24 protein-coding genes are annotated in these 21,372 nt (G+C 69.8%); 9 read left to right on the top strand and 15 right to left on the bottom strand.

What is annotated here, in order from left to right; genetic code table 11:
- Positions 1 to 112: 112 nt before the first annotated feature.
- Genes ACWGIC_RS26975 through ACWGIC_RS26965 form a run of 3 tightly spaced genes read right to left on the bottom strand, consistent with a single transcriptional unit; the run spans position 113 to position 2,772 of the window.
- Complete coding sequence (locus tag ACWGIC_RS26975; RefSeq protein WP_452078709.1) at positions 113 to 1,405, bottom strand: geranylgeranyl reductase family protein; 1,293 nt, start codon at positions 1,403 to 1,405, stop codon at positions 113 to 115.
- A gap of 10 nt (positions 1,406 to 1,415) precedes the next feature.
- Positions 1,416 to 2,105 (bottom strand): demethylmenaquinone methyltransferase, encoded by a 690-nt coding sequence (locus tag ACWGIC_RS26970; protein WP_452078708.1) that lies wholly within the window; start codon positions 2,103 to 2,105, stop codon positions 1,416 to 1,418.
- A gap of 10 nt (positions 2,106 to 2,115) precedes the next feature.
- Positions 2,116 to 2,772 (bottom strand): DUF4386 domain-containing protein, encoded by a 657-nt coding sequence (locus tag ACWGIC_RS26965; RefSeq protein WP_452078707.1) that lies wholly within the window; start codon positions 2,770 to 2,772, stop codon positions 2,116 to 2,118.
- Between the two features lie 81 nt (positions 2,773 to 2,853).
- Between ACWGIC_RS26965 and ACWGIC_RS26960 the strand changes: the two genes are divergently transcribed.
- Positions 2,854 to 3,312 (top strand): MarR family winged helix-turn-helix transcriptional regulator, encoded by a 459-nt coding sequence (locus ACWGIC_RS26960; protein ID WP_452078706.1) that lies wholly within the window; start codon positions 2,854 to 2,856, stop codon positions 3,310 to 3,312.
- 70 nt (positions 3,313 to 3,382) lie between these two features.
- Here the strand turns inward: ACWGIC_RS26960 and ACWGIC_RS26955 are convergent, their stop codons facing one another.
- Both ACWGIC_RS26955 and ACWGIC_RS26950 read right to left on the bottom strand, forming a co-directional pair.
- Positions 3,383 to 4,486 carry a glycosyltransferase gene (locus ACWGIC_RS26955; RefSeq protein WP_452078705.1) on the bottom strand — a complete coding sequence of 368 codons (1,104 nt, stop codon included), beginning with the start codon at positions 4,484 to 4,486 and terminating at the stop codon, positions 3,383 to 3,385.
- A 3-nt stretch (positions 4,487 to 4,489) separates the two neighbouring features.
- The gene (locus tag ACWGIC_RS26950; protein ID WP_452078704.1) at positions 4,490 to 5,560 is read right to left on the bottom strand and encodes a glycosyltransferase family 4 protein; all 1,071 of its coding nucleotides are present in this window, start codon (positions 5,558 to 5,560) and stop codon (positions 4,490 to 4,492) included.
- A gap of 224 nt (positions 5,561 to 5,784) precedes the next feature.
- Here ACWGIC_RS26950 and ACWGIC_RS26945 point away from each other — a divergent pair, with 224 nt between their 5' ends.
- Positions 5,785 to 6,624, top strand: a complete 840-nt coding sequence (locus tag ACWGIC_RS26945; RefSeq protein WP_452078703.1) for an inositol monophosphatase family protein — start codon at positions 5,785 to 5,787, stop codon at positions 6,622 to 6,624.
- A 73-nt stretch (positions 6,625 to 6,697) separates the two neighbouring features.
- Here ACWGIC_RS26945 and ACWGIC_RS26940 read toward each other — a convergent pair whose 3' ends face one another.
- The 5 genes from ACWGIC_RS26940 to menD form a co-directional block, all read right to left on the bottom strand.
- On the bottom strand, positions 6,698 to 7,087 hold the full coding sequence (locus tag ACWGIC_RS26940) for a DUF3592 domain-containing protein (protein ID WP_452078713.1): 390 nt from the start codon (positions 7,085 to 7,087) through the stop codon (positions 6,698 to 6,700).
- 84 nt (positions 7,088 to 7,171) lie between these two features.
- Positions 7,172 to 7,846, bottom strand: coding sequence for a hypothetical protein (locus ACWGIC_RS26935; protein WP_452078702.1), 675 nt, complete (start codon positions 7,844 to 7,846; stop codon positions 7,172 to 7,174).
- 57 nt (positions 7,847 to 7,903) lie between these two features.
- Positions 7,904 to 9,409, bottom strand: coding sequence for a M1 family metallopeptidase (locus tag ACWGIC_RS26930; RefSeq protein ID WP_452078701.1), 1,506 nt, complete (start codon positions 9,407 to 9,409; stop codon positions 7,904 to 7,906).
- Between the two features lie 91 nt (positions 9,410 to 9,500).
- Positions 9,501 to 9,845: a hypothetical protein gene (locus ACWGIC_RS26925; protein WP_452078700.1), complete on the bottom strand. Its 345-nt coding sequence runs from the start codon at positions 9,843 to 9,845 to the stop codon at positions 9,501 to 9,503.
- 33 nt (positions 9,846 to 9,878) lie between these two features.
- Positions 9,879 to 11,555, bottom strand: a complete 1,677-nt coding sequence (gene menD / locus ACWGIC_RS26920) for a 2-succinyl-5-enolpyruvyl-6-hydroxy-3-cyclohexene-1-carboxylic-acid synthase (RefSeq protein WP_452078699.1) — start codon at positions 11,553 to 11,555, stop codon at positions 9,879 to 9,881.
- A 93-nt stretch (positions 11,556 to 11,648) separates the two neighbouring features.
- Between menD and ACWGIC_RS26915 the strand changes: the two genes are divergently transcribed.
- From ACWGIC_RS26915 to ACWGIC_RS26905, 3 genes are all read left to right on the top strand, one after another.
- Positions 11,649 to 12,572, top strand: a complete 924-nt coding sequence (locus tag ACWGIC_RS26915) for a 1,4-dihydroxy-2-naphthoyl-CoA synthase (protein ID WP_452078698.1) — start codon at positions 11,649 to 11,651, stop codon at positions 12,570 to 12,572.
- A gap of 14 nt (positions 12,573 to 12,586) precedes the next feature.
- A complete protein-coding gene (gene menE, locus ACWGIC_RS26910) occupies positions 12,587 to 13,723 on the top strand; it encodes an o-succinylbenzoate--CoA ligase (RefSeq protein ID WP_452078697.1) in 1,137 nt (378 codons plus the stop codon).
- A gap of 97 nt (positions 13,724 to 13,820) precedes the next feature.
- Positions 13,821 to 14,690, top strand: a complete 870-nt coding sequence (locus ACWGIC_RS26905; protein ID WP_452078696.1) for a 1,4-dihydroxy-2-naphthoate polyprenyltransferase — start codon at positions 13,821 to 13,823, stop codon at positions 14,688 to 14,690.
- Here ACWGIC_RS26905 and ACWGIC_RS26900 read toward each other — a convergent pair.
- Positions 14,687 to 15,463 carry an AraC family transcriptional regulator gene (locus ACWGIC_RS26900; RefSeq protein WP_452078695.1) on the bottom strand — a complete coding sequence of 259 codons (777 nt, stop codon included), beginning with the start codon at positions 15,461 to 15,463 and terminating at the stop codon, positions 14,687 to 14,689. The two genes, ACWGIC_RS26905 and ACWGIC_RS26900, sit on opposite strands and share 4 nt — an antisense overlap.
- A gap of 87 nt (positions 15,464 to 15,550) precedes the next feature.
- Here ACWGIC_RS26900 and ACWGIC_RS26895 point away from each other — a divergent pair, with 87 nt between their 5' ends.
- On the top strand, positions 15,551 to 16,219 hold the full coding sequence (locus ACWGIC_RS26895; protein ID WP_452078694.1) for an alpha/beta fold hydrolase: 669 nt from the start codon (positions 15,551 to 15,553) through the stop codon (positions 16,217 to 16,219).
- A 79-nt stretch (positions 16,220 to 16,298) separates the two neighbouring features.
- Here ACWGIC_RS26895 and ACWGIC_RS26890 read toward each other — a convergent pair whose 3' ends face one another.
- Positions 16,299 to 17,738 carry an aldehyde dehydrogenase gene (locus tag ACWGIC_RS26890; protein WP_452078693.1) on the bottom strand — a complete coding sequence of 480 codons (1,440 nt, stop codon included), beginning with the start codon at positions 17,736 to 17,738 and terminating at the stop codon, positions 16,299 to 16,301.
- 106 nt (positions 17,739 to 17,844) lie between these two features.
- On the opposite strand from ACWGIC_RS26890, the gene ACWGIC_RS26885 reads away from it, so the two are divergent.
- Positions 17,845 to 18,495, top strand: coding sequence for a TetR family transcriptional regulator (locus ACWGIC_RS26885; RefSeq protein WP_452078692.1), 651 nt, complete (start codon positions 17,845 to 17,847; stop codon positions 18,493 to 18,495).
- On the opposite strand, the gene ACWGIC_RS26880 is transcribed toward ACWGIC_RS26885, so the two are convergent.
- The 3 genes from ACWGIC_RS26880 to ACWGIC_RS26870 are packed head-to-tail and all read right to left on the bottom strand — an operon-like array spanning position 18,473 to position 20,321.
- Positions 18,473 to 19,549 (bottom strand): PLP-dependent cysteine synthase family protein, encoded by a 1,077-nt coding sequence (locus tag ACWGIC_RS26880; protein WP_452078691.1) that lies wholly within the window; start codon positions 19,547 to 19,549, stop codon positions 18,473 to 18,475. The genes ACWGIC_RS26885 and ACWGIC_RS26880 overlap by 23 nt on opposite strands.
- Positions 19,546 to 19,836, bottom strand: a complete 291-nt coding sequence (locus tag ACWGIC_RS26875; protein ID WP_037818858.1) for a DUF4229 domain-containing protein — start codon at positions 19,834 to 19,836, stop codon at positions 19,546 to 19,548. Before ACWGIC_RS26875 ends, ACWGIC_RS26880 begins: the two co-directional genes overlap by 4 nt.
- Positions 19,837 to 19,847: 11 nt before the next feature.
- The gene (locus ACWGIC_RS26870; protein WP_009072012.1) at positions 19,848 to 20,321 is read right to left on the bottom strand and encodes an Lrp/AsnC family transcriptional regulator; all 474 of its coding nucleotides are present in this window, start codon (positions 20,319 to 20,321) and stop codon (positions 19,848 to 19,850) included.
- A gap of 362 nt (positions 20,322 to 20,683) precedes the next feature.
- Here ACWGIC_RS26870 and ACWGIC_RS26865 point away from each other — a divergent pair, with 362 nt between their 5' ends.
- Together ACWGIC_RS26865 and ACWGIC_RS26860 are read left to right on the top strand one after the other, a co-directional pair.
- Positions 20,684 to 20,896, top strand: a complete 213-nt coding sequence (locus ACWGIC_RS26865; RefSeq protein WP_009072010.1) for a BldC family transcriptional regulator — start codon at positions 20,684 to 20,686, stop codon at positions 20,894 to 20,896.
- Between the two features lie 176 nt (positions 20,897 to 21,072).
- Positions 21,073 to 21,252, top strand: coding sequence for a hypothetical protein (locus tag ACWGIC_RS26860; protein ID WP_452078690.1), 180 nt, complete (start codon positions 21,073 to 21,075; stop codon positions 21,250 to 21,252).
- The last annotated feature ends 120 nt before the right edge of the window (positions 21,253 to 21,372 follow it).

Below are 21,372 nucleotides of genomic sequence, written 5' to 3'. Positions count from 1 at the left end.
CCCGCCTTGACAAGCACCCGCCGTCCGTCATCACAATGGGCTTCGGGGTGCCCCCAACTCACCGAGGCGCAATGTCGCCGCCAGGCGACGAGCCGTCAAACGAGCGCCCCCGTCACCGAGGCCGAGGCGTAACCCGAGCAAGAGCCGAGATCAACCGATCCACCCCATCGCCCCCACGAGCGTCATAACACCCGGAAAGCCCCTTGTACACCAAGGGAAGTATCCGATTGACCCGCAACCCGTACTTAGTAGCCGCGTGCATGATCTTCGGCTTCCCGATCAACTTCGCGAACACATTCCCCAGCCGGTAATACCCGCCCATCAGCTCCCCGACAGCCCGCGGATAACCCTCCAACGCCCGCTCCCGGGACGGCCCCTCCGGCCGAGCCAACGCCTGCACCACAGCCTCCGCCGCGAGCTGCGCCGACTCCATCGCCGCCGAGATCCCCTCGCCGTTGAACGGGCTCACCATCCCGCCCGCGTCGCCAAGCAGCAACAACCCGTCGCGGTAATGCGGAGTCCGGTTGAACCCCATCGGCAACCCAGCCCCGCCGACCTTGCCGATCGCGTTCTCCTCGCGATAGCCCCATTCCTCCGGCGTCCCGTCGAGCCACTGCCGCAGCAACGCGCGATAGTCCGTGTTCCGGAACGACGCCGAAGTCGACAACATCCCCAGTCCGACGTTCACCGTCCCGTCGCCGAGCGGGAACGCCCACCCATACCCGGGCAACAGCTTCGGATCACGAGGATCAGACCGGTCCCACAGCTCAAGGTGCCCCTCGATGAACGGGTCGTCATGCTTAGGACTCTTGTAATACCGCCGAACCGCGACGCCCATCGGACGCTTCTCGTTCTTCTCGATCCCCACACTCAGCGCGAGCCGCGCAGACACTCCGTCGCAGGCCAGCACCAACGGCGCCCGGTAACTGACCGGTGTCTTCTCCGGCCCGACCTTCGCCTCGACGCCGACCACCCGGCCGGAAGCGTTGGTGATCGCCCCGGTCACCGCCGTGCGCTCGTACAACCGCGCCCCCGCCTTCACCGCGGTCTTCGCGAGCAGGTCGTCGAAGTCCTGGCGAGTCCGCGAGACGCCGTACGGCGGGTAATCGGTGAGGTCCGGCCAGTCGAACTCGAGTGTCAAGTCTCCGGTGAGGATCCGCAGACCGCGGCTGCGCACCCAGCCGGCCTCTTCGCTGGTGTCGAGCCCGAGGTCGATCAGCTGTTTCACGCCGCGCGGGGTGAGGCCGTCGCCGCACACCTTCTCGCGCGGGAATTCGGTCTTCTCCAGCAGCAGCACGTCGACGCCCGCCCGGGCGAGGTACGTGGCCGCGGTCGAACCAGCCGGTCCCGCCCCGACCACGATCACTTCGGCGTCGTGGTCCGGGTTGCGGCGCGAAGTCGTCATACCGCCGAGTTTAGGCAGGCTTGCGCGCGCGGTGGATCGCGACGACGCCGAATGTGAGGTTCAGCCATTCGACCTCGGTCCAGCCGGCGCTCGCGATGATCTCGCCGAGCCCGCGCTGATCGGGCCAGGCGAGCATCGATTCGGCCAGGTAGGAGTAGGCCTCGGGGTTGGTCGAGGACCGGCTGCCGACCCAGGTGAGCAGCTTGAGGACGAACCGCCGGTAGATGAACCGGATCGGGGCGAAGGTGGGCGTCGACACCTCGCAGATCACCAGCCGTCCGCCCGGTTTGACCACCCGCAGGATCTCCGCGAGCGCGCCCTTGGTGTCCACGAAGTTCCGCAGCGCGAGCGAGATCGTGACGGCGTCGAAGCTGTCGTCGGCGAACGGCAGGCACATCGCGTCCGCGGCGACCATCGGCACCTTCCGGTGCAGCCCCGCCTTGAGCATCCCGACCGAAAAGTCCGCGGCGAGGCACCAGGCGCCGCCGCGGGCGTACTCGACGGTGGACACTCCGGTGCCCGCCGCCAGGTCGAGCACCTTCTCCCCCGGTTTGGCGTCCAGCACGCGCGCCGTGGTGGTGCGCCAGCGCCGGTCGAACCCGAACGTCATGAACGAGTTCGCCCGGTCGTAACCGGACGCGACGCCGTCGAACATCGCGGCGACTTCGTGCGGATCCTTGTCCAGGCTCGCTCGGGGCATGGGTCCGAGATTAGTCCGTCCGTGCCGCGCGGTCTCGCGGGAGCAGGACGCTGGCGGAGATCAGCCAGACCAGCCCGCCGAACCGGCCGACCGGGATCAGCGGATACAACGCCGGGGCCAGCAACGACAACGAGGCGAGCACCGCCGCCGCGGCGGCCACCAGCCCGGCGACCGACATCCAGCGCGGCAACAGCTTCAGGAACAACGCGGGCACCGCGATCCCGGCGATCAGCAACGCCAGCGGCACCACGAACCCCGGCCCGCCGGATGCGAACGCGAGGCTGGTCAACGCCCTCGCCACCGCAGGCGTGTCACCGGTCTGCGCGGCGGTCCAGGTGATCAATCCGCTCATCGCGAGCGCGGCCGCGGACAGCACGCCACCGGTCAGCCCGATCACCGCACCCGGTGCCGCGACCCCAAGCCGCCGCTGTCTGCGGTAGGCCGTCGCAGCCCAGATCGCCAGCGGAACCGACGCCCCGAACACCGCGAACGCGAGCAGCCGCACGACGCCTTGGTTCCCGCCGAGGTACGCCGCGACCTCCGCCGCACTGGAATCCGGCCGGGTCCCCGCCGCCCCCAGCACCGCCGACGCGACGGTCAGCACCCCGAACGCCAGCGCCGGGGCGAGCAACGGTGGACCGCCCTGCTGCCGAGTCATGGTCGTCATGGCAAACCTCCAGGTCAATTAGTTTCACTGCTAGAACGATTACACTGGTGTAATGGATTGTCAAGCGATACGGTTCAGGGCATGCAAGGACCCCCGGCGTTCGGCAGCGCCTTCCTGCTGGCCCAGCTCGGCGCCCACGCGACCCAGCGCTTCGCCGAACGGGTCGCGGACCTCGGCCTGACCCCGCCGCAGACCGGCCTGCTTCGGGCGATCGCGCGGCGTCCGGGCGAGAGCCAGCAGGTGCTGGCCGCCGAACTGGGCACGCCGCCGACCCGGCTGGTCGCCCTCGTCGACGGTTTGGAGCAGCAGGGCCTGATCGAACGCCGCCGCAATCCCCAAGACCGCCGCCTCTACGCGGTTTTCCTCAGCGACAAAGGCCAGGAAACGATGGCCACGCTGGCGAAAGCCGCCGCCGCACACGAGAACGAGCTGATGACCGCACTGTCCACAGAGGAACGTTCAGTGCTGCGCGACCTGCTGACCCGAGTCGCCGCCGACCGCGGCCTCGCCCCCGGCATCCACCCCGGCTACCGCGCCTGACCCGCCAGTTGTCCGTGAGGGGAACCCTGAGGGAATCAGATTCCCTCAGGGTTCCCCTCACGGACCTTCGTCAGCCGAGCGCGGCCAGCATCCCCCGCACCGAATTCGGCCAGGCGAATTCCTCCGCCCGCGCCCGGGCCGCGGCCCGCCGAAGCTCCTCCGGACTGTCCAGCAACCCGGTCACCGCACTGGCGAACGCGGGCGCGTAGTCGTCCACCGCCGCCCCGCACCCAGGCCGCACGATCTCCCGCAACGCCGACGACGCCGAAACCACCACCGGCGTCCCAGAGGCGAGCGCCTCCAGCGCCGCCAGCCCGAACGTCTCGTGCGGCCCCGGAGCCAGCGAAACATCCGCGCTGGCCAGCAGCCGAGCCACCTCCCCGCGCCCGGACAAGAACCCGAGGAACGTCACCGGCAACCCCCGAGCCCGCCGCTCCAACGCCCGCCGCCGCGGCCCGTCCCCCGCGATCACCAACCGCACCCGCGCCCCGGATTCCGTCAGCTCGGCGACCGTATCCACGCTCCGCTCAACGTGTTTCTCCGGCGACAACCGGCCACAGTGGACAATCAACGCGTCAGCACCGCCGGCCAATGCCGACCGCCACCCCGAATCGCGCATCGACGGCGCGAAGGTAGCCAGATCCACCCCCAACGGCACCCGCCGGACATTGGGCGCGGCGATCCGTTCGAACTCCGCGTGCGCGAACGCGGTAGTGCACACCACCGTGTCGTACGACGCCGCCATCCGCCGGTTCGCGACGTCCGCGACGTGCCGGGCCATCGCGCCCGGCAGCAAAAACTGCTCCAGCAACCGATCCAGCCGCTCGTGCGAGATCACCGTGCTGGGCACCCCGTTCCGCCGCGCCCAGACGCCCATCCCCCGCAACGTCAGCCGGTCGGACACCTCCAGCCGGTCCGGCTCCAGCCGCCGCAACACCGCCCGGACCCGCTGCGGGTCCACCGCGCGATAGCCGCCGGTGCCGGGAATCTGCAAGGCAGGCAACGAATACCGGCACACCCCCGTCGGCAGGCTTTCCACCGCGTACCGCCGCCCCGGCACGACGAGCGTCACCCGGTGCCCGCTGGCGACGTACCCCGCGCCGAGGTGGTTCAGCGCGGTCCGCAACCCGCCGGACCGCGGCCCGTAGAAGTTCGCCAGCTGGACGATGTGCATGGCTCAAGCCGCACGTGCGACTCGGCCCTGTACCGCTTCGTAGTGCCCGACCAGCTCCCGGCACACCGCTGGCCACGTCCGGCCCAGCACCACTTTCCGCGCCTTCTCGCCCAGTCTCGCGCGCAACGCCGCGTCCCGCAGGTCATCGACCTTGGAGACCAGCGCCGGGCCGAAGGACTCGCGATCAGCGGGCAGCAAATACCCCGTCCGGCCAGGCAACACCAGATCCTTGGGCCCGCCCGCGTCCGGCGCGAGCACCGGCAGCCCCGACGCCATCGCCTCCTGCACCGCCTGGCAGAACGTCTCGTGCGGCCCGGTGTGCACGAAAACGTCGAGGCTCGCGTACGCGACCGACAGCTCGTCGCCGTACTTCGCGCCGAGGAAAGCCGCGCCAGGCAACCGTTCCCGCAACGCCGGCAGCTCCGGTCCGTCGCCGACGACGACCACGCGCACCCCCGGCATCCCGGCCAGCACGGTCAGCCGGTCGACTTCTTTTTCCGGCGCGAGCCTTCCGACGAACCCGACCAGCAGCTCGCCGTTCGGCGCGAGTTCCGCGCGCAGCGCCGGATCCGCGTGCGCCGGGGAAAACCGGCTGATGTCCACGCCGCGAGCCCAGCGGTGCACGCGGGGAACGCCGTGCAGCTTCAGCTGTTCGATCGAGTCCGACGACGGCGCGAGCGTCCGGTCGGCCCGCGAGTGCAGGCGGCGCACCCAGCGCCAGGCCGCCCGCGCGCCGATGCCGAAGCCGTACGACGTGGCGAACCCGGCGATGTCGGTCTGGTAGACGGCGACCGAGGGCACGCGCAGCCGTCTGGCCGCGGCGAGCCCGCGCGCCCCGACCACGAACGGCGAAGCGAGGTGCACGACGTCCGGGCCGAAATCGGCCAGCGCGGTGAGCACGGTGCGCGTCGGCAGGCCGATCGGCAGCGAGTTCACGCCGGGGAAGTCCAGCGCCGGGATGCGGACGACCGGGGCGCCGCGGTAACTCGACGGGCCCGGCCCCGGCGCGACGACCAGCACGTCGTGCGCGGATTCGACCAGGTGCTCGACGACCCGCAGGACGGAGTTCGTCACGCCGTTCACCTGGGGCAGGAAACTTTCGGTGACTATGGCGACTCGCACCGCGTCACTGTCGCAAAACCGCAGGCGAGGCGGGCCAATCCCGCGTAACCGACCGGCCAACGGTGGCGAAACACTCCGCAGCGTCCGCGTCCGGCCACCGACCGTCGACGGATTCGCCACGACATGTCATCTGCCGGTCGTGTCCCGGACACCAGGAGCGCCCAGACTAAGCAGGCATGACCCTCTTGTCCTCCAGGCCGTCGCGGCCCGTGGAACCCGGGCTGCTCTCCCGAGCACTCGAGGTCGCCGGGCGGCTGGCGAACGACGCCACCGACGTGATCACCGCGACCGCGGGCCGCGGCGCGCACCCGGCGACGCTGGATTCGCCGTTCGACTGGGTCACCGACACCGATCGGATCCTGGAACGGCACACCCGTCGCGTACTGACCGCGGAGTTCCCCGGAATCCCGGTGGTAGGCCACGAATTCGGTGCCGACCACGGAGCCGACGTCGCGGAGTACCGCTGGGTGGTCGATTCGGTGGACGGCACCGCGAACTACGTCGCCGGAGTGCCTTGGTGCGCCTACAGTCTCGCCCTGGTCGACGCGAGCGGGCCCGTAGTGGGCGTCGTCGCCGACCCGTACCGGGCGCAGATCTACGCCGCTGCCCGCGGCCGGGGCGCGCGGGCTAACGGGAAACCGCTGAAGCTGGTGGACCGTTCGGGTACCGCGGGAGCGATCGTCTGCACCGAGCTGGCGCGCAAGGGGCCGTGGCCGGGAATGGGCGAGTTCATCGAACGAGCGGCGGCCGCGCACGCCGGAGTGCGGGTGCTGGGGTCGGCGGCGTTGTCGATCGCGCAGGTCGCGCTGGGCCACGCGGCCGCGGCGGTGCTGCACAGCTACCACGAATGGGACGTGGCCGGGTCGGTCGCGATGGCGATCGAGGCTGGGGCGGTGGTGCTGGACAAGCACGGTGAGGACACCGCGCTGCCTACGGACGGTCTGCTGGTGGCTGCGCCTGGGGTCGCGGATGAGGTACTCGGCTGGTGGCAGGAGACGGCGACCATCGGCACCTGAAGGTCGTGAGGGGAACCCTGAGGGACTCAGAGTCCGTGAAGGTTCCCCTCACGGACCTGCCGGGACGCAAACCTCACACCTTCGCGGGCACCGGCTCCGGAGCAGTCACAGCCCGGTCCCGCTTGATCAACCGCCGCAGCCACCACAGCAGCGGGCCCGCCACGAGCCACGTGATCAGCACCGTCATCCCGACCGGCAGCAGCGTCAGCGTCGCGGTCCGGCCGGCGACCCGGGTCAGCTCCGGGCTGGTCGTGTCGTACTCGATCGACACCAGCTGACCGGCGGCGAGACCCGACGGGTACAGCACCCCGGTCGGCGGACTGTGCACGATGCCGTCCGGGGTCTGGTACTGGATGATCGTGCGGTCGAACGCCACCGATTCGACCGTCGCGGTCGCGGTGCCCGGATGCGCTTCGATGGCGTTGTCGTTGCGGAACGCGGCGAAAACCAGGCTCACGCACATCACTGTGAGCAGCACAGCTACGCCCAGCACGGCGAACCATCCGATTCGCCGCGCCTGCACACTCCTTGCTGCCACACCCAGAGTTTAGTCGGGCCCGCCGACCAGCTCGGCACTCGGCAGCCAATGCGCCCGGTACATCACGTGCAGGCAGTACGTGTTCACCATCATCCGAGTCGAGTAATGCACATCGAAACAGGCGTGCTGCGGGGTTTCCTCCCCAGGAGCCGAACCCGGTGCGCTGAACGCCAGATCGAGAAAGTGCTCGGCGACGTACCGGAAGACCGCCGCGCTGCCGGTCAGGAACATCGTGTCGGCGTGGAACCGGTCGAGCAGCCGGTCCCGGACCGGCCACTCCGGCCATTCGATCGGATACCGATCGGCCGGGACCCGCACCGTATGCGGCCGCGCCGGGCCGAGCGCCGCCTTCAATCGCGGCCATTGCGAAGGACGCAGGTGCGCGGTGTGCTGGCTCAGCACGAGATCCAGCGGACGGCCGGAGAACTCCGGTTCGGCGGGGATCCGGCCGGCGCGCAACGGCAGGTGGATGATCGTGTGCCGGGACCGCGCGGCCAGCAGCCACAGCACCCCGATCCGGTAAGCCGCGCGGCGGTCGACGTACATCTCCACCTGCGACATCTCCATGTCCGGGTCGAGCCGGAACAACAGCGCGGTATCCAGACCGGGATCCGGGCGCAGCACCCGCCACTCCCGGCCGTCGAGCCGGGCGTGGCGGAGCTGCGCCCGCACTTTCATGGCCACCGAATCCTCCTTGAGAGAGCGGAACTCTCCAGGATCTCGCGGCCACGCAAGCGAATTTCAGTGTCGGCCGGCCTCCGCGAGCGCGCGGTGGTTCGCCTGGATCTGGTCCCACGCCTTCGGCTTCGCGTGCGCGGCGAAAGCCGTGACCGTCCCATTAGGACCGACAGCGGGCTTGCCCTTGGTGAACAGCCAGGTCTGGAACAGCTCCTGCAGCGGCTTGCCCGACACCTTCTCCGCGAGTGCGATGAACTCCGGGATCACCGCCGCCTTGCCTGCCTTCGCTGCCTGCCACTGCTGAAGAATCGAGAAGAACGCCTCGTCGCCGACCTTGGTGCGCAACGCCTGCACGGCCATCGCGCCCCGGTCGTACACCGCGCGGTCGAACTGCTTCGGCTCGCCCGGGTCGCCCGGCAGGACCTGCCAGAACGGGTCGTCGGCGGCGTAGGAGTCGTACGCGTACTGCGCGAGTTCCGCGGTCGTGCCCTCGCCCTGATGCTCGGTCCACAGGTACTCGGCGTAGGACGCGAAGCCCTCGTTCAGCCAGATGTCGCTCCACTTGCCCAGCGAGACGTTGTCGCCGAACCACTGGTGGGCGTTCTCGTGCGCGATCAGCGTGGTGTTGGCACCGGCGGCGAAGTTGCGCGCGCCGTAGGTCGGCCGGGTCTGGTTTTCCAGCGAGAAGCCGATCCCGCTGGTCACGACGCCGCCCTGAGCCTCGAACGGGTAAGGGCCGAACTGCGACGCCAGGAACTCGTCGACCTCCGGCGTCCGCTCCACGCTCGCCTTGGCCGCGTCGAGCGAGGCCCCGAGGTCGGAGCCGTAGGCGGTGATGAACGGTTTGCCGTCCGGCGTCGTGGACTGGACCACGTCGTACTTGCCGACGATGAACGACGTCAGGTAGGTCGCCTGCGGCTGGGTGCTGCGCCAGTTCCACCGCGTCCAGCCGGCGCGCTTCTTGGTTTTCTTCACGAGCGTGCCGTTCGTGATGGCGGCGAGGCCGTCCGGGGCCTCGATCGACACGTCGTAAGTCGCTTTGTCGGTGGGGTGGTCGTTGGAGGGGAACCACCACTGCGAGCTCTGCGGTTCGTCGATGCCGAGCGCGCCGAAAGCGCCCTTCTTCCACGTGTTCAGGTTGCCGACCTTCGCCGTCGACGGGGTGTCGGAATAGCTCACGACGACCGTCGCGGACTGGCCCTTGAGCAGCGGCTGCGCCGGGGTGATCACCAGCTCGCCGTCGCCGTTGGAGTTCGCGAACTGCGCCGGCCGGTTGTTCACCAGCACCTTCGACGCTTTGAGCGCGAAGTCCAGATCGAACCGCGACAGGTCCTGGGTGGCGGTGAGCAGCAGCGTCGTGGTGCCCGACAGGAGGTCGGTTTCCGGCTGGTAGCTCACGCGGATGTCGTAGTGCTGCACGTCGGTGCCGCCGTTGCCGGCGTTCGGGTAGTACGGGTCGCCGACGCCCGGCGAGCCCGGCGCCGGTACGGCCGAAGCGGTGCCTGCCAGCAGCACCGTCGCGACTCCAGCCGCAACCGCACCGATCCCGGCCCGAGTTCTCGATCGCATGGTTCCTCCAAGGTGGCCAATGCGACCGAACGTATCCACGCAGGCACTCCGCAGACACGTCCGAAGGACGGGTTCTTACGCACTGGGAAGATCAGCCGGCTTCGGCGATCCACCACGCGATCGCGATCGGAATGCCGTACAGGATCGGGCCCGCGTACAGCCCCGGCCACGGTCCCCAGCCGCGCCGCACGGCCAGCCCGGCCATCGCGAACGACCCGGCGAGCGCCGCGAACCAGCCGACCCACGGCAGCGAGGCGACCGCCTGCTGTCCGGCCGCGCTGCAGATGGCCCGGCTGTCCCCGGCGAAGCAGTTGTCGCTGGCCATCACCAGAAACGACGAGAAATACGAGCACACCAGCCCGGCCAGGGCCAGCGCGGCGACCGCCGAGCTGAACCAGGCCCACCGTCCCCGCGGGTGCGGGTCCGCCTCGTTCACGCACATCCCCCGATTTCACCGGCTCCCCGCCGGTCAGACCGTCCCCACCGCTTCCGCCACCGCGGACTTCAGCCGCGCGTGGAGATTCCGGTGCTGTGCCCGGTCGACCCGGACCTCGACCACCCGCAAGCCCGGCACTGGCCGCAGCGCGGCGCGGAATTCTTCGACCGTCTCGGCCACCACGTGCGGCACCCGGTAGCCCGCGCAGAGCGCGCCCAGATCCGCACCGTGCGGGGTGCCGAAGACCCGTTCGAAGCTCGCCGAGTGTTCCGGCGCGCCCTGCTCCAGCAGCGAGAAAATGCCGCCGCCGTCGTCGTTCAGCACCACGATCGTCAGGTCCGGCAGCTCCTCCGCGGGCCCGGTGAGCAGGCCGGACGCGTCGTGCAGGAACGTCAGGTCGCCGAGCAGCGCATACGACGGCGCGCGGTGCACCGTGGCCGCGCCGATGGCCGTCGACACCGTGCCGTCGATTCCGGCGACACCGCGGTTGCGGTGCACCAGGACGTCCGGACGCAGCCGTCCGGCCAGCGCGACATCGCGCGTCGGGTTCGAGGAGCCGACCACCAGCAACGCGCCTTCCGGCAGAGCGTCGACCAGCTCAGTCGCCACCCGCACGCCGCTCGGCCACGGCTCGGCGGCCAGTGCGGTGGAGACCGCTTGGCTGGCCGCGGCGTCCGCGCGCTGCCAGCTCGCCAGCCACTCCGGGTCGGCGGGCTTCGTCGGTTCGGCGAACCACTGCCCGACCTGGCGGACGTTGTGCGCGGGAGCGGGCCAGTCCGAATCCGGCCGCACCAGCAGCACCTCGACCTCGGGGTCCGACAGCACCTGCTGCACCTGCCGGAACACCGTCGGACGGCCGAGGCACAGCACCTGCTCGGGACGGTGCCGCGAGATGAATTCCTCGACGCCCAGCAGCCAGGCGCCGGACGACATCGCGGTCGCGCCGGACAGCCCCAGCCCGCCGGTCTCCGAAACCACTGGCCAGCCGTGCTGTTCGGCCCATTCGCTGGCCGCCTGCGCGCCGGTGTCGCACGCGATCACCAGGCCGTGCCGGGCCGAGGGCACCACGAACGAGGGCAGCGCGCCGAAGTCCGGCAGCTCGGTCCAGCGTTCGCCGTCCGGACGGCCTTCGAGCGATTCGTACCACTCGCCGTCATCGTCGAGATCAGGCACCAGCGGCTCGCGGAACGGGATGTTCAGATGCACGGGACCGCAGCGCCACTCGCCGTACGCGGCGTTCCACGCCCGGCAGATCTGGCTGCGCCAGTAGGAGTTCTGCCCGGCCCGGCGCTCGGCGACGGCCAGCTCGTCGAAGTAGCGGACGGCGTCGCCGTACAGCTCGTACTGGTTGATCACCTGGCTCGCGCCCGCCGAGCGCAGCTCCGGCGGACGGTCGGCGGTGAGCACGATCAGCGGCACGCCCGCCCGGTCGGCCTCCAGCACGGCCGGGTGGAAGTTCGCCGCCGCGGTGCCGGAGGTGCAGACCACCGCCGCCGGACGGCCGGTGCGCGCCGCGATGCCGAGCGCGAGGAACGCCGCCCCCCGCTCGTCGATGCGGACGTGCAGCTTCAGCCGTCCCGACGCGGCCGCGTCGTAGAGCGCGAAGGACAGCGGCGCGTTGCGAGATCCTGGACACAACACAACGTGCGACACGGTGTTGCGGACGAGTTCGTCGACGATGACCCTGGCCTGCGCGGTGGACGGGTTCACCGGCAGGCCCCCGTTAGGGCACCGTCCGACGGGCTCTCCCCGGGGGCGGCGTCAGGCACAGCGATCATGTCCACAGGTCCTATTCTCCCAAACGTGGATGACGCCCGAGTTTCCGAGCTGTTCGACCCCGCCGCCTGGTCCGAGGTCGAAGGGTTCTCCTTCACCGACATCACCTACCACCGTTCGCGAGATGCCCGCTCCGGCAAACGGGTGGTCCGGATCGCTTTCGACCGTCCGGAGGTCCGCAACGCCTTCCGTCCGCACACCGTCGACGAGCTCTACCGGGCGCTCGACCACGCCCGGATGAGCCCGGACGTCGGGTGCGTCCTGCTCACCGGCAACGGCCCGTCGCCGAAGGACGGCGGCTGGGCATTCTGCTCCGGCGGTGACCAGCGTATTCGCGGACGCTCCGGGTATCAGTACGCGAGCGGCGAGACCTCGGACACGGTCGACCCGGCGCGGGCCGGGCGGCTGCACATCCTCGAGGTCCAGCGGTTGATCCGGTTCATGCCGAAACCCGTGGTCGCCGTGGTGCCCGGCTGGGCCGCGGGCGGCGGGCACTCGCTGCACGTGGTGTGCGATCTCACCCTCGCCTCGGCCGAGCACGCGCGGTTCAAGCAGACCGACGCCGACGTCGGCTCGTTCGACGCGGGCTACGGCTCGGCGGGCCTCGCCCGGCAGGTCGGGCAGAAATTCGCGCGGGAGATCTTCTTCCTCGGCCGCGACTACACCGCCGAGCAAATGCACCGGATGGGCGCGGTCAACGAGGTCGTTCCGCACGCCGAGCTGGAGCGGGTCGCGCTCGAATGGGGCTGGACGATCGTCGGCAAGTCGCCGACCGCGCAGCGGATGCTGAAGTACGCGTTCAACGCGATCGACGACGGGCTCGTCGGGCAGCAGCTGTTCGCCGGAGAAACCACCCGGCTGGCGTACATGCAGGACGAGGCTGTCGAGGGGCGCGACGCGTTCCTGGAGAAGCGCGACCCGGACTGGTCCGACTACCCGTACTACTACTGAGAAGGTCGTTTCCCGTGCACGTGGTGTGGCTCGACGGCAGCGCCGACGCGCTGACCGCCCTCGACGCGGCCCTGGCGGCTGCTCTCGACGGCGGTCCGGCGGTGCTTCCGCTGAACTCGGCGGATCCGTCGGCCCCCGCGCTGCTCGAAGCCATGGCCCCGGACCGCCCGGTCGAACCGGACACCGCCGTAATCATCGCCACCTCTGGCTCCACCGGGGCCCCAAAAGGCGTGCTGCTGTCGCCACGAGCGCTCATCGCGTCCGCGACGGCCACGCACGCCCGGCTCGGCGGCCCCGGCCACTGGCTGCTCGCCACGCCCGCGCACTACATCGGCGGCCTGCAAGTCCTGATCAGGGCACGGCTGGCGGGCACGAAACCGGCGTTCCTGACCGGCACCGGCTTCCGTCCGGACGAATTCGCCGCCGCAGCCGCACCGGTGCTGGCGGAGAACGGGCCGCGCTACACCGCGCTCGTGCCGACCCAACTCGTCCGGCTGCTCGACGACGGCGGCGCTGGCTTGGCCGCGGCGAAGGCGTTCGACGGGATCATCCTGGGCGCCGCCGCCACCTCGCCGAAACTGCGGGCGCAGGCGGCCGAGGAAGGCGTGCGGATCGTTCCCTCGTACGGCATGAGCGAGACCGCGAGCGGCTGCGTCTACGACGGTGTCCCGCTCGACGGCGTGCAGGTGGAGCCGGACGCCGACGAGCGGCTGTGGATCTCCGGCCCGGTTCTGTCGCACGGCTACCGGCTCGCTCCGGAGCTGACCGCGGAGTCGTTCCGGGACGGCGCTTTTCGTACCTCCGACCGCGGACGGCTGCTGCCGGACGGCCGGGTCGAGGTGCTCGGGCGTGCGGACGACGTCATCAACACCGGCGGGGTCAAGGTGTCTGCCGCCGCGATCGAACGGCTGCTCGGCGCTCAGCCCGGGGTGCGGGACGCCTGTGTCGTGGGCGTTCCCGATCCGCAGTGGGGCGAGGCGGTCGTGGCGATGGTGGTGGGCTCAGCGGACGAAGCGTCGCTGCGAGCCGCGGTCCGTGCGGAGTTGGGTCCGGCCGCTACGCCGAAACGCATCGAGTTCGTCAGCGAGTTGCCGTTGCGCGGGCCGGGGAAGATCGATCGACAGGCAGTGGTGTCCCGCCTCGTTCCGTGAAGGACTCCTTGAGGGAATCTGATTCCCTCAAGGAGTCCTTCACGGCTTTTGGCCGGGTACCGAACGGGTGAAGATCGCATGGCGTTGAATGGAGCCCATGGCGACAGTCAGTGAGTGGATCGAAGGCGCGCGGCCGAGGACGCTGCCGAACGCGATCGCGCCGGTCGTGGCCGGGGTCGGGGCGGCGATCGCTCTCGACGCGTTCTCCTGGTGGCGTTCGCTGCTCGCGTTGCTGGTCGCGCTGTCGCTGATCATCGGTGTGAACTTCGCCAACGACTACTCCGACGGCATCCGCGGCACCGACGAGCACCGCGTCGGCCCGCTTCGGCTCGTCGGCTCCGGCGCGGCGAACCCGAAGGCCGTGCTGCGCGCCGCGTTGACCTCGCTGGGTCTCGCCGGGGTGCTGGGACTGACGCTCGTCGCGCTGAGCGGATATTGGTGGCTGCTCGCGATGGGCGCGCTGTGCATCCTCGGCGCGTGGTTCTACACCGGCGGCAAAAAGCCTTACGGCTACTACGGTTTGGGCGAGATCGCGGTCTTCGTGTTCTTCGGGCTGGCCGGCGTCCTCGGCACGGTTTACGTGCAGGCGGGCCGGGTCAGCTGGGACGCGCTGGGCTGCGCGGTGGCCGTCGGCTCGTTCTCGACGGCCGTGCTGGTCGCGAACAACCTCCGCGACATCCCCACCGACCTCGAATCCGGCAAGCGCACCCTGGCGACCCGCTTGGGCGACGGCGGCACGCGCAAGCTTTACCTGACGCTGGTGACGGTGCCGTACGCGCTCACCGTGCTGATGGGGATCTGGCACCCGCTGCTGTTCATCACGTTCGCGACCGCGCCGCTGCTGCTCAAGCCGGTCAAGGCCGTCGGCGGTGGCGGCAAGGGCCGGGAGCTGATCCCGGCCCTGCGCGACACCGGCATGGCGATGCTGGCCTGGGCCGTGCTCAGCGCGGTCGCCTTGGCGATCTAGCGGCCGCTTCGGTAGCGCCCCGGCGTGGTCCCGATGACGGCGGTGAACGCCGCAATGAAGCCGCTGGGATTGGCCCAGCCACAGGCGTAGGCGGTGCGGACAGTGTCGTGACCGTCCGCGAGGAGCACTAGCGCGTGGTAGATGCGGAGCTGGGTGCGCCACTCGTAGAAGGTCATGCCGAGTTCGTCGTGGAACAGCCTGCTGAGGGTGCGCGCGCTGGCTCCGATCGACTTCCCGAGTTCGGCCAGAGTGGCGTTGTCCGCTGGATTCTCGTGCAGCCTCTCCGCGATCGCCCGCAGCCGGTCGTCTCGTGGCGCGGGCAGTTGCAGGGGCGGGTCGGGTGCTTCGCGAAGTTCGTCGACGAGGACCCGGTGGAGACGGGCACGCGCGGAGGGGCGGTAGCCGGAGCCTTCGTAATTGCGTGGCCCGGTCAGCGCGAGCAGGACCTCGCGAGCGAGGCCGGAAGTCCGGAACACCGCTGGCCGATCCGAGACAAGCCGGGCCAGCGACGGCTCGAGAAACACGATCCGGAGGTCGGTGTCGCCGTGGACGCGGTGGAAATGCGGGAACCCGGCGGGTGTCCAGGCGACTCGGTTGGCGGGCGCGAGCGACGTGCCGTGCTCGGTCTGCACGACAAGAACGCCTCGGGCCGCGTAGACGAGGTGTCCCCGTTCATGCGATTGCAGCTCGCTGGTTTCGCCGGACGGCCAGAGGTGCCTGCCGCCGGAGGGCCACAGGTACGATTCCGCACTGGGTTGGCGGGGAACGGGCATCAACTGGCATTGTAGCGTTAACGAGCCACCCGGATTTCTTGAAAGGCTTTCTCTCGAACAGGCTGTTGCGGCTTAAGGGAGAAACGCATGTCGACGTTCGTTCTCGTCCCCGGTGCTTGGCATGGCGGCTGGGTCTTCGAGGCGGTGGTGCCGCTGCTGGAGCGTTCCGGGCACACCGTGCACGCCTTGACCCTGACCGGTCTGCGGCCGGACGACGACGCCGCGACGGTCGCCGGCGCCAACCTCGACACCCACGCCGACGACGTACTGGCACTCCTCGATCGCGCCGGCATCACCGACGCGACACTCGTCGGCCACAGCTACGGCGGGCTGGTGATCGCCGCCGCTGCCGACCGGGCCGACGGCCGGGTTTCCCGGGTCGTGCACCTCGACGCCTACGTGCCCAGCGACGGTGATTCGTGCTGGTCCTCGACCAGCGAGGCGTACCGGCAGGCATTCGTGGCCGGTGCCGCGGACACCGGCTACGCCGTCCGCCCGCCCGAGCGCGACGGGCGGGATTCTCGCCGCCGTCCCCATCCGCTCGCTTCGCTGCTCCAGACGGTTCGGCTCACCGGAGCGTTCGCCAAGGTCCCCCGGCGTGAGTTCGTCTACTGCTCCGGATGGGAAGCCACGCCCTTCACCGAACTCCGCACCCGGCTCGAAGCCGACCCGGGGTGGCAGGTCCACGTGCTCCCGACCCGCCACAACGCGATGACCGAAGATCCCGAAGCCGTCGCCAAACTGCTGGACAGCTAACCGGTGAACCCGCCGGTGAGCAGGACCTCGGCGAACCACGCCCGAGGCGGCGCGAGGTCGGAAGTGCCGCGCTGGCGCTCTAGCGGCCCACCGCGATCGCCTGCCACTCCACGAACTCCGCCAGCCCGTGCGAGCCGTACTCGCGGCCGACCCCGCTGGCCTTGAACCCGCCAAACGGCGCGCTCCCATGCCGCGGCGCACCGTTGACGTGGAAGGTGCCCGTGCGCACGGCCCGCGCGATCTCGACGCCGCGCGCCGCGTCGGCCGTCCACACGCCGCCGCTGAGGCCGTAGTCGGAGTCGTTCGCGAGCCGGATCGCCTCCTCTTCGGTGTCGAACGGGATCACCACGAGCACCGGCCCGAAGATCTCCTCCCGCGCGATCCGCATGTCGTTCGTGGCGTCGGCGAACACCGTCGGGCGCACGTAGAACCCGTTCGCCAGTTCAGGATTCGCGAGCGGTTCCGGCCCTCCCGCCGCGATCCGCGCGCCCTCCTCGACGCCTAGCCGCAGGTACGACAGCACGCGCTCGTACTGGTCCTGGCGCACGATCGGCCCGACGAACGTGTCCGGCTTAGCCGGGTCGCCGACCACGAGCCCGTCGGCCATTTCCGCGAGCGCGGCCACGATCTCGGCGTACCGCTCGCGCGCCGCGTAGATCCGCGTGTGGGCCACGCACATCTCGCCGTTGTTGGCGAACGTCGCGCTCCGGATCCCCTCGGCGACGGTTTTCGGCTCCGCGTCCGCGAGCACGATCGCCGCGGACTTGCCGCCGAGTTCCAGTCCCACGCGCTTGAGCTGCTGTCCGGCGAGCGACGCGATCCGCCGCCCGGCCGCCGTCGAGCCGGTGAACGCGATCTTGTCCACGCCGAGGTGCGTCACCAGGTGCTCGCTCACGTCGCGGTCGGCCGCGAACACGCTCACCACGCCCTCGGGGAAACCGGCCTCCTCGAAGATCTCCGCCAGCAGCATCGCGTCGAGCGCGGTTTCCGGCGCGGCCTTCAGCAGTACGGGATTGCCCGCCAGCAACGCCGGGATCAGCTTCACCAGCGCGGCCGAATGCGGCGAGTTCCACGGGATCACCGCCGCCACCACCCCGATCGGCGCGGCACGCACGATGGTCCGGTTGCCCGCCTCGTCGGTCAGCGTTTCCTCCCAGGAGAACTCTCGCGCCGTCTTGAGCCACGCGGCCGTCCGCTCCGGGAGGTTGTGCTGGGTCCAGCTGGTGAACCAGCTCGGCGAGCCGTTCTCCGAGGTGATCAGCTCGGCGATTTCGTCCGCGCGGGCGGCGTGCAGTTCGTTGAACCGCTCGACCAGGCGCAGCCGTTCGTCCAGCGAAGTTCTCCCCCACGGTTCGAGCGCACGCCTGGCCGCCGCCACCGCGCGATCGACGTCGGCCGCTGAAGCCTTCGGTGCGCGGCCCACCAGCGTCCGGTCGTGCGGCGAACGGATTTCGAAGGTGTCGGTCGTGGCGGGCTCGGTCCAGCGGCCGCCGAGGAAGAGCTGGTCGTAAGTACGCATCGGGATCTCCTTGCCGGATTTAACAGAACACTGCTCTCTTATCCTTCGAAGCTAACAGGACACTGTTCTCTTAGCAAGAGAGCAGTGTCCTGTTACACTTCGAGACGTGTCAGAGTTCCAGCGCGCCCGCAGTCCCGAGCAGGTGGAAGCCCGCCGCGAGGCGATTCTCGACGTGGCCGAGGAGCTGATGACGGAGTCGTCCGTCGGCGAGATCAGCATGCGCGAACTGGCCCGCCGGGTAGGACTGTCGGCCTCGAACGTCGCGCGCTACTTCCCCACCCGGGAAGCCGTTTACCTGGAGGTGCTCGACCGCGCTCGCGGCGCGTGGCTCGACTCGCTCGCCCTCGACGGCGAACTGCCGGAGGTCGCCGCGGCCCTCGCCCGTTCGCTGGCGACGCGACCGGTGCTGTGCGAACTGATCAGCGTGCTGGCGAACGTGCTGGAGCGGAACGTCTCGACGGAGATCGCGCGGGATTACAAGCTGCGGTCGGCGAAGCACAACGCCCGCACCGCCGACCTGCTGCGCGCCGCGCTGCCGGGCCTTTCCGCGGAAACCGCGCAAGAACTGTCTTCCGCGATCTTCATGTTCACCGCGGGAATGTGGCCGCTGGCGCACCCGAACGAAGCCGTCCGGGAAGCCATCAAGGACCCGCGCCTGTCCGGCTCCCGCCTCGACTTCGAGGACCGGTTGCGCCGGCTGATCGTCGTGCTGGTGCTGGGATACCAGGCGGACGCTAGCCGTCGAACCGGCCGGTGAGCAGGAACTCGTCGAACCGCGCCCGGTACGGCGCGAGATCGATCCCCTGCTCGTTGAGCCAATCGTCCGAGTAGTACGTGTTCGCGTACCGCTCGCCGCCGTCGCACAGCAGCGTCACCACCGAACCCGCCTGGCCTTCCGCCAGCATCCGCGAGATCAGCTGGAACGCGCCGTACAGGTTGGTCCCGGTTGAACCGCCCGCCCAGTGCCCGGTGCGCTCCCGCAGCAACCGGATCGCCGCCAGGGAGCCGGCGTCGGGCACCTGGAACATCTCGTCGATCACGCCGGGCACGAACGACGGTTCGCAGCGCGGCCGCCCGATGCCCTCGATCCGCGACGGCATCCCGGTCGCGTAGTCCAGCGCACCGGTTTCCCACGCGCCGTAGAAGGACGAGTTTTCCGGGTCCACCACGCAGATCTTCGTGGTGTGCCGCTTGTACCGGACGTAGCGGCCGAACGTCGCGCTCGTCCCGCCGGTGCCCGCGCCGACGACGATCCACGACGGCACCGGATGGCGTTCGGCACGCATCTGCGCGAACACCGATTCGGCGATGTTGTTGTTGCCGCGCCAGTCCGTCGCGCGCTCGGCGTAGGTGAACTGGTCGAGGTAATGCCCGTTGCACTCGGCGGCCAGCCGCTCGGCCTCCGGGTACATCGCCGGGGCCGCGTCGACGTAATGGCATTCGCCGCCGTAGAACTCGATGAGCGCGATCTTTTCCTTGCTGGTCCGCCGCGGCACGACGGTCACGAACCGCAGGCCGAGCATCCGCGCGAAGTACGCCTCGGACACCGCGGTCGACCCGCTGGACGCCTCGACCAGCACGGTGTCCGGGCCGATGTGCCCGTTGACCAGGCCGTACAGGATCAGCGAACGCGCGAGCCGGTGCTTGAGCGAGCCGGTCGGATGCACCGACTCGTCCTTCAGGTAAAGGTCGATGCCCCACTCCGGAGGCAGCGGGAAGACATGCAGGTGAGTGTCGGCGCTGCGGTTGGCGTCGGCCTCGATGATGCGGACGGCTTCGCGGACCCAGGCCCGGCTGTGCGGTTTGCTCATGCCGCGGAGTCGTCGGCCGAGGTCTCGCCGCGCAGCTGCGAACGCAGCTGGGCACGAGCACGCGCGCGGGATTCGTTGCGCTTGGCCAAGCCAGCCGTCACGCGCTGGTTCAGCCCGCGCAAGAGCAGCAGCCCGAGCGGAAGGCCGACGACGAGCCCGATCAGCAAAGAGACCAGCAGCGGCACGCCGACCAGCGAAAGCACGACCGCGACCACCGCGACGAGCGCGAACCGCGCGATCAAGTACACCGTCAGGTCACGGGGAAGGTGGTCCGGTGTCTCGCTCACACCGAAACAGGCTACGCCCCGCTTGCCGGGTCTTCGTCCAGGCCCGCGTTGTTGGGGCGGCCCTCGAACCGGGTGGAGAGCACCACTGTCGTATTGGTGCGGCCGACGCCGGGGATGCGGCGCAGCCTGCCGAGGGTCAGCTCCAGCTCGTCCACCGTCGAAACCCGCACCTTGACCACGAAGGCCTCGTCGCCCGCGACCGCGTAACAGCTCTCCACCTCGGGCAGTTCGCCGAGCGAAGCGGCGACGTCCTCGTCGGTGGCGGTGTCGGTGGGATGGATGCCGACCAGTGCGGTGACGCCGAGGCCGACCGTGTTCGGGTCGACCATCGCGTGGTACCCGGTGATCACGCCCGCCGCTTCGAGCTTCCCGACGCGTTCGTGCACCGACGACGCGGAGAGCCCCACCGTCCGGCCGAGGTCGGCGTAGGTAGCCCGGCCGTTGGCCCGCAGCTCGGCGATGATCTTCCGGTCCAGCTGATCCACCGGCTCATTATGCGGCGCGCCCGCGCGACCGGCTCATCCCGGTAGGCCCCGGATTGTCTCCTGCGTCACAGCAACCTCAGCGCCCGCCGCCGCCCAGACTCGGCCTTTGCCCAACCTTTACCCGGATCCCGGCGCGGTCTGTCAGAAAATGCCTGGTCAGCGGGGCGCGAACGGGCGCTGAGCGATCCTGAGAATCTGCTGAGTTATGTCCCTTTTGCACTTTAAGGGCTCTTTACCCAAGGACAACCGTTCGAGTACCCGACGGGTGAAGTGCCACGATTGCCGCGTTGGCCACCCGGGCGCGACGGGCGAAATCGCCCGATGCCCCCGGTTTAGCAAGTTGGGCGTTAAGGAGGCGGAAAATGACCGCAACCATGGGCGGACGGTTGCTCACCCCGGGTGAGGTGGCCGCTCTGTTCCGGGTGGACCCGAAGACCGTGACCCGCTGGGCCACCGCGGGTCGCATCGGCTCGATCCGGACGCCGGGCGGACACCGCCGGTTCCGCGAATCCGAGGTGAACGACCTGCTGGCCGAACTCACCACGGACGCCAGCGAACCGACCCGCAAGATCTGAGCCGAGGGTCACGCACACGCCGAAGGGTCGTGACTGGCAAGGGGTGCCTCCCGCATCGCTTGCCGGTCACGACCCTTCGCCGCGTTGCGCCCAGGTCAAGTAAAGTTCTCCACAACGATGCCGCACGACCACGCTGCGAGATCGCGCCGGCGCCATCAACACGGAAGGACCCGGGCATGATTCCTTTGCTGGCAGCGGTGGGCGCGATCACCATCGCCGTTCTGTTGTGGCGAGCACTCGGTGCGCAACGCATCAGCGTCCCGCAGCGCCGCCCGGCCGTCGCCCCCGACGACGACCCCGAATTCCTGCGCAAACTCGCTGAACAGCAGCGCGAGCGCCCAGACGACTCTGTTTGATTGCCCCGGCTTCGCCGGGGCGCCGAGATCGCCGGGAAGCTGGTTTCTTCCCTCCCGATTTCGCCGGCCCGGGGGGCCGTCGAAATCGCTCAGTCCAGAAACCAGCGCGATCTCGGGTCT

Source organism: Amycolatopsis sp. NPDC054798 (assembly GCF_053611505.1).
This window is presented reverse-complemented; position numbering and strand designations above follow the sequence as displayed.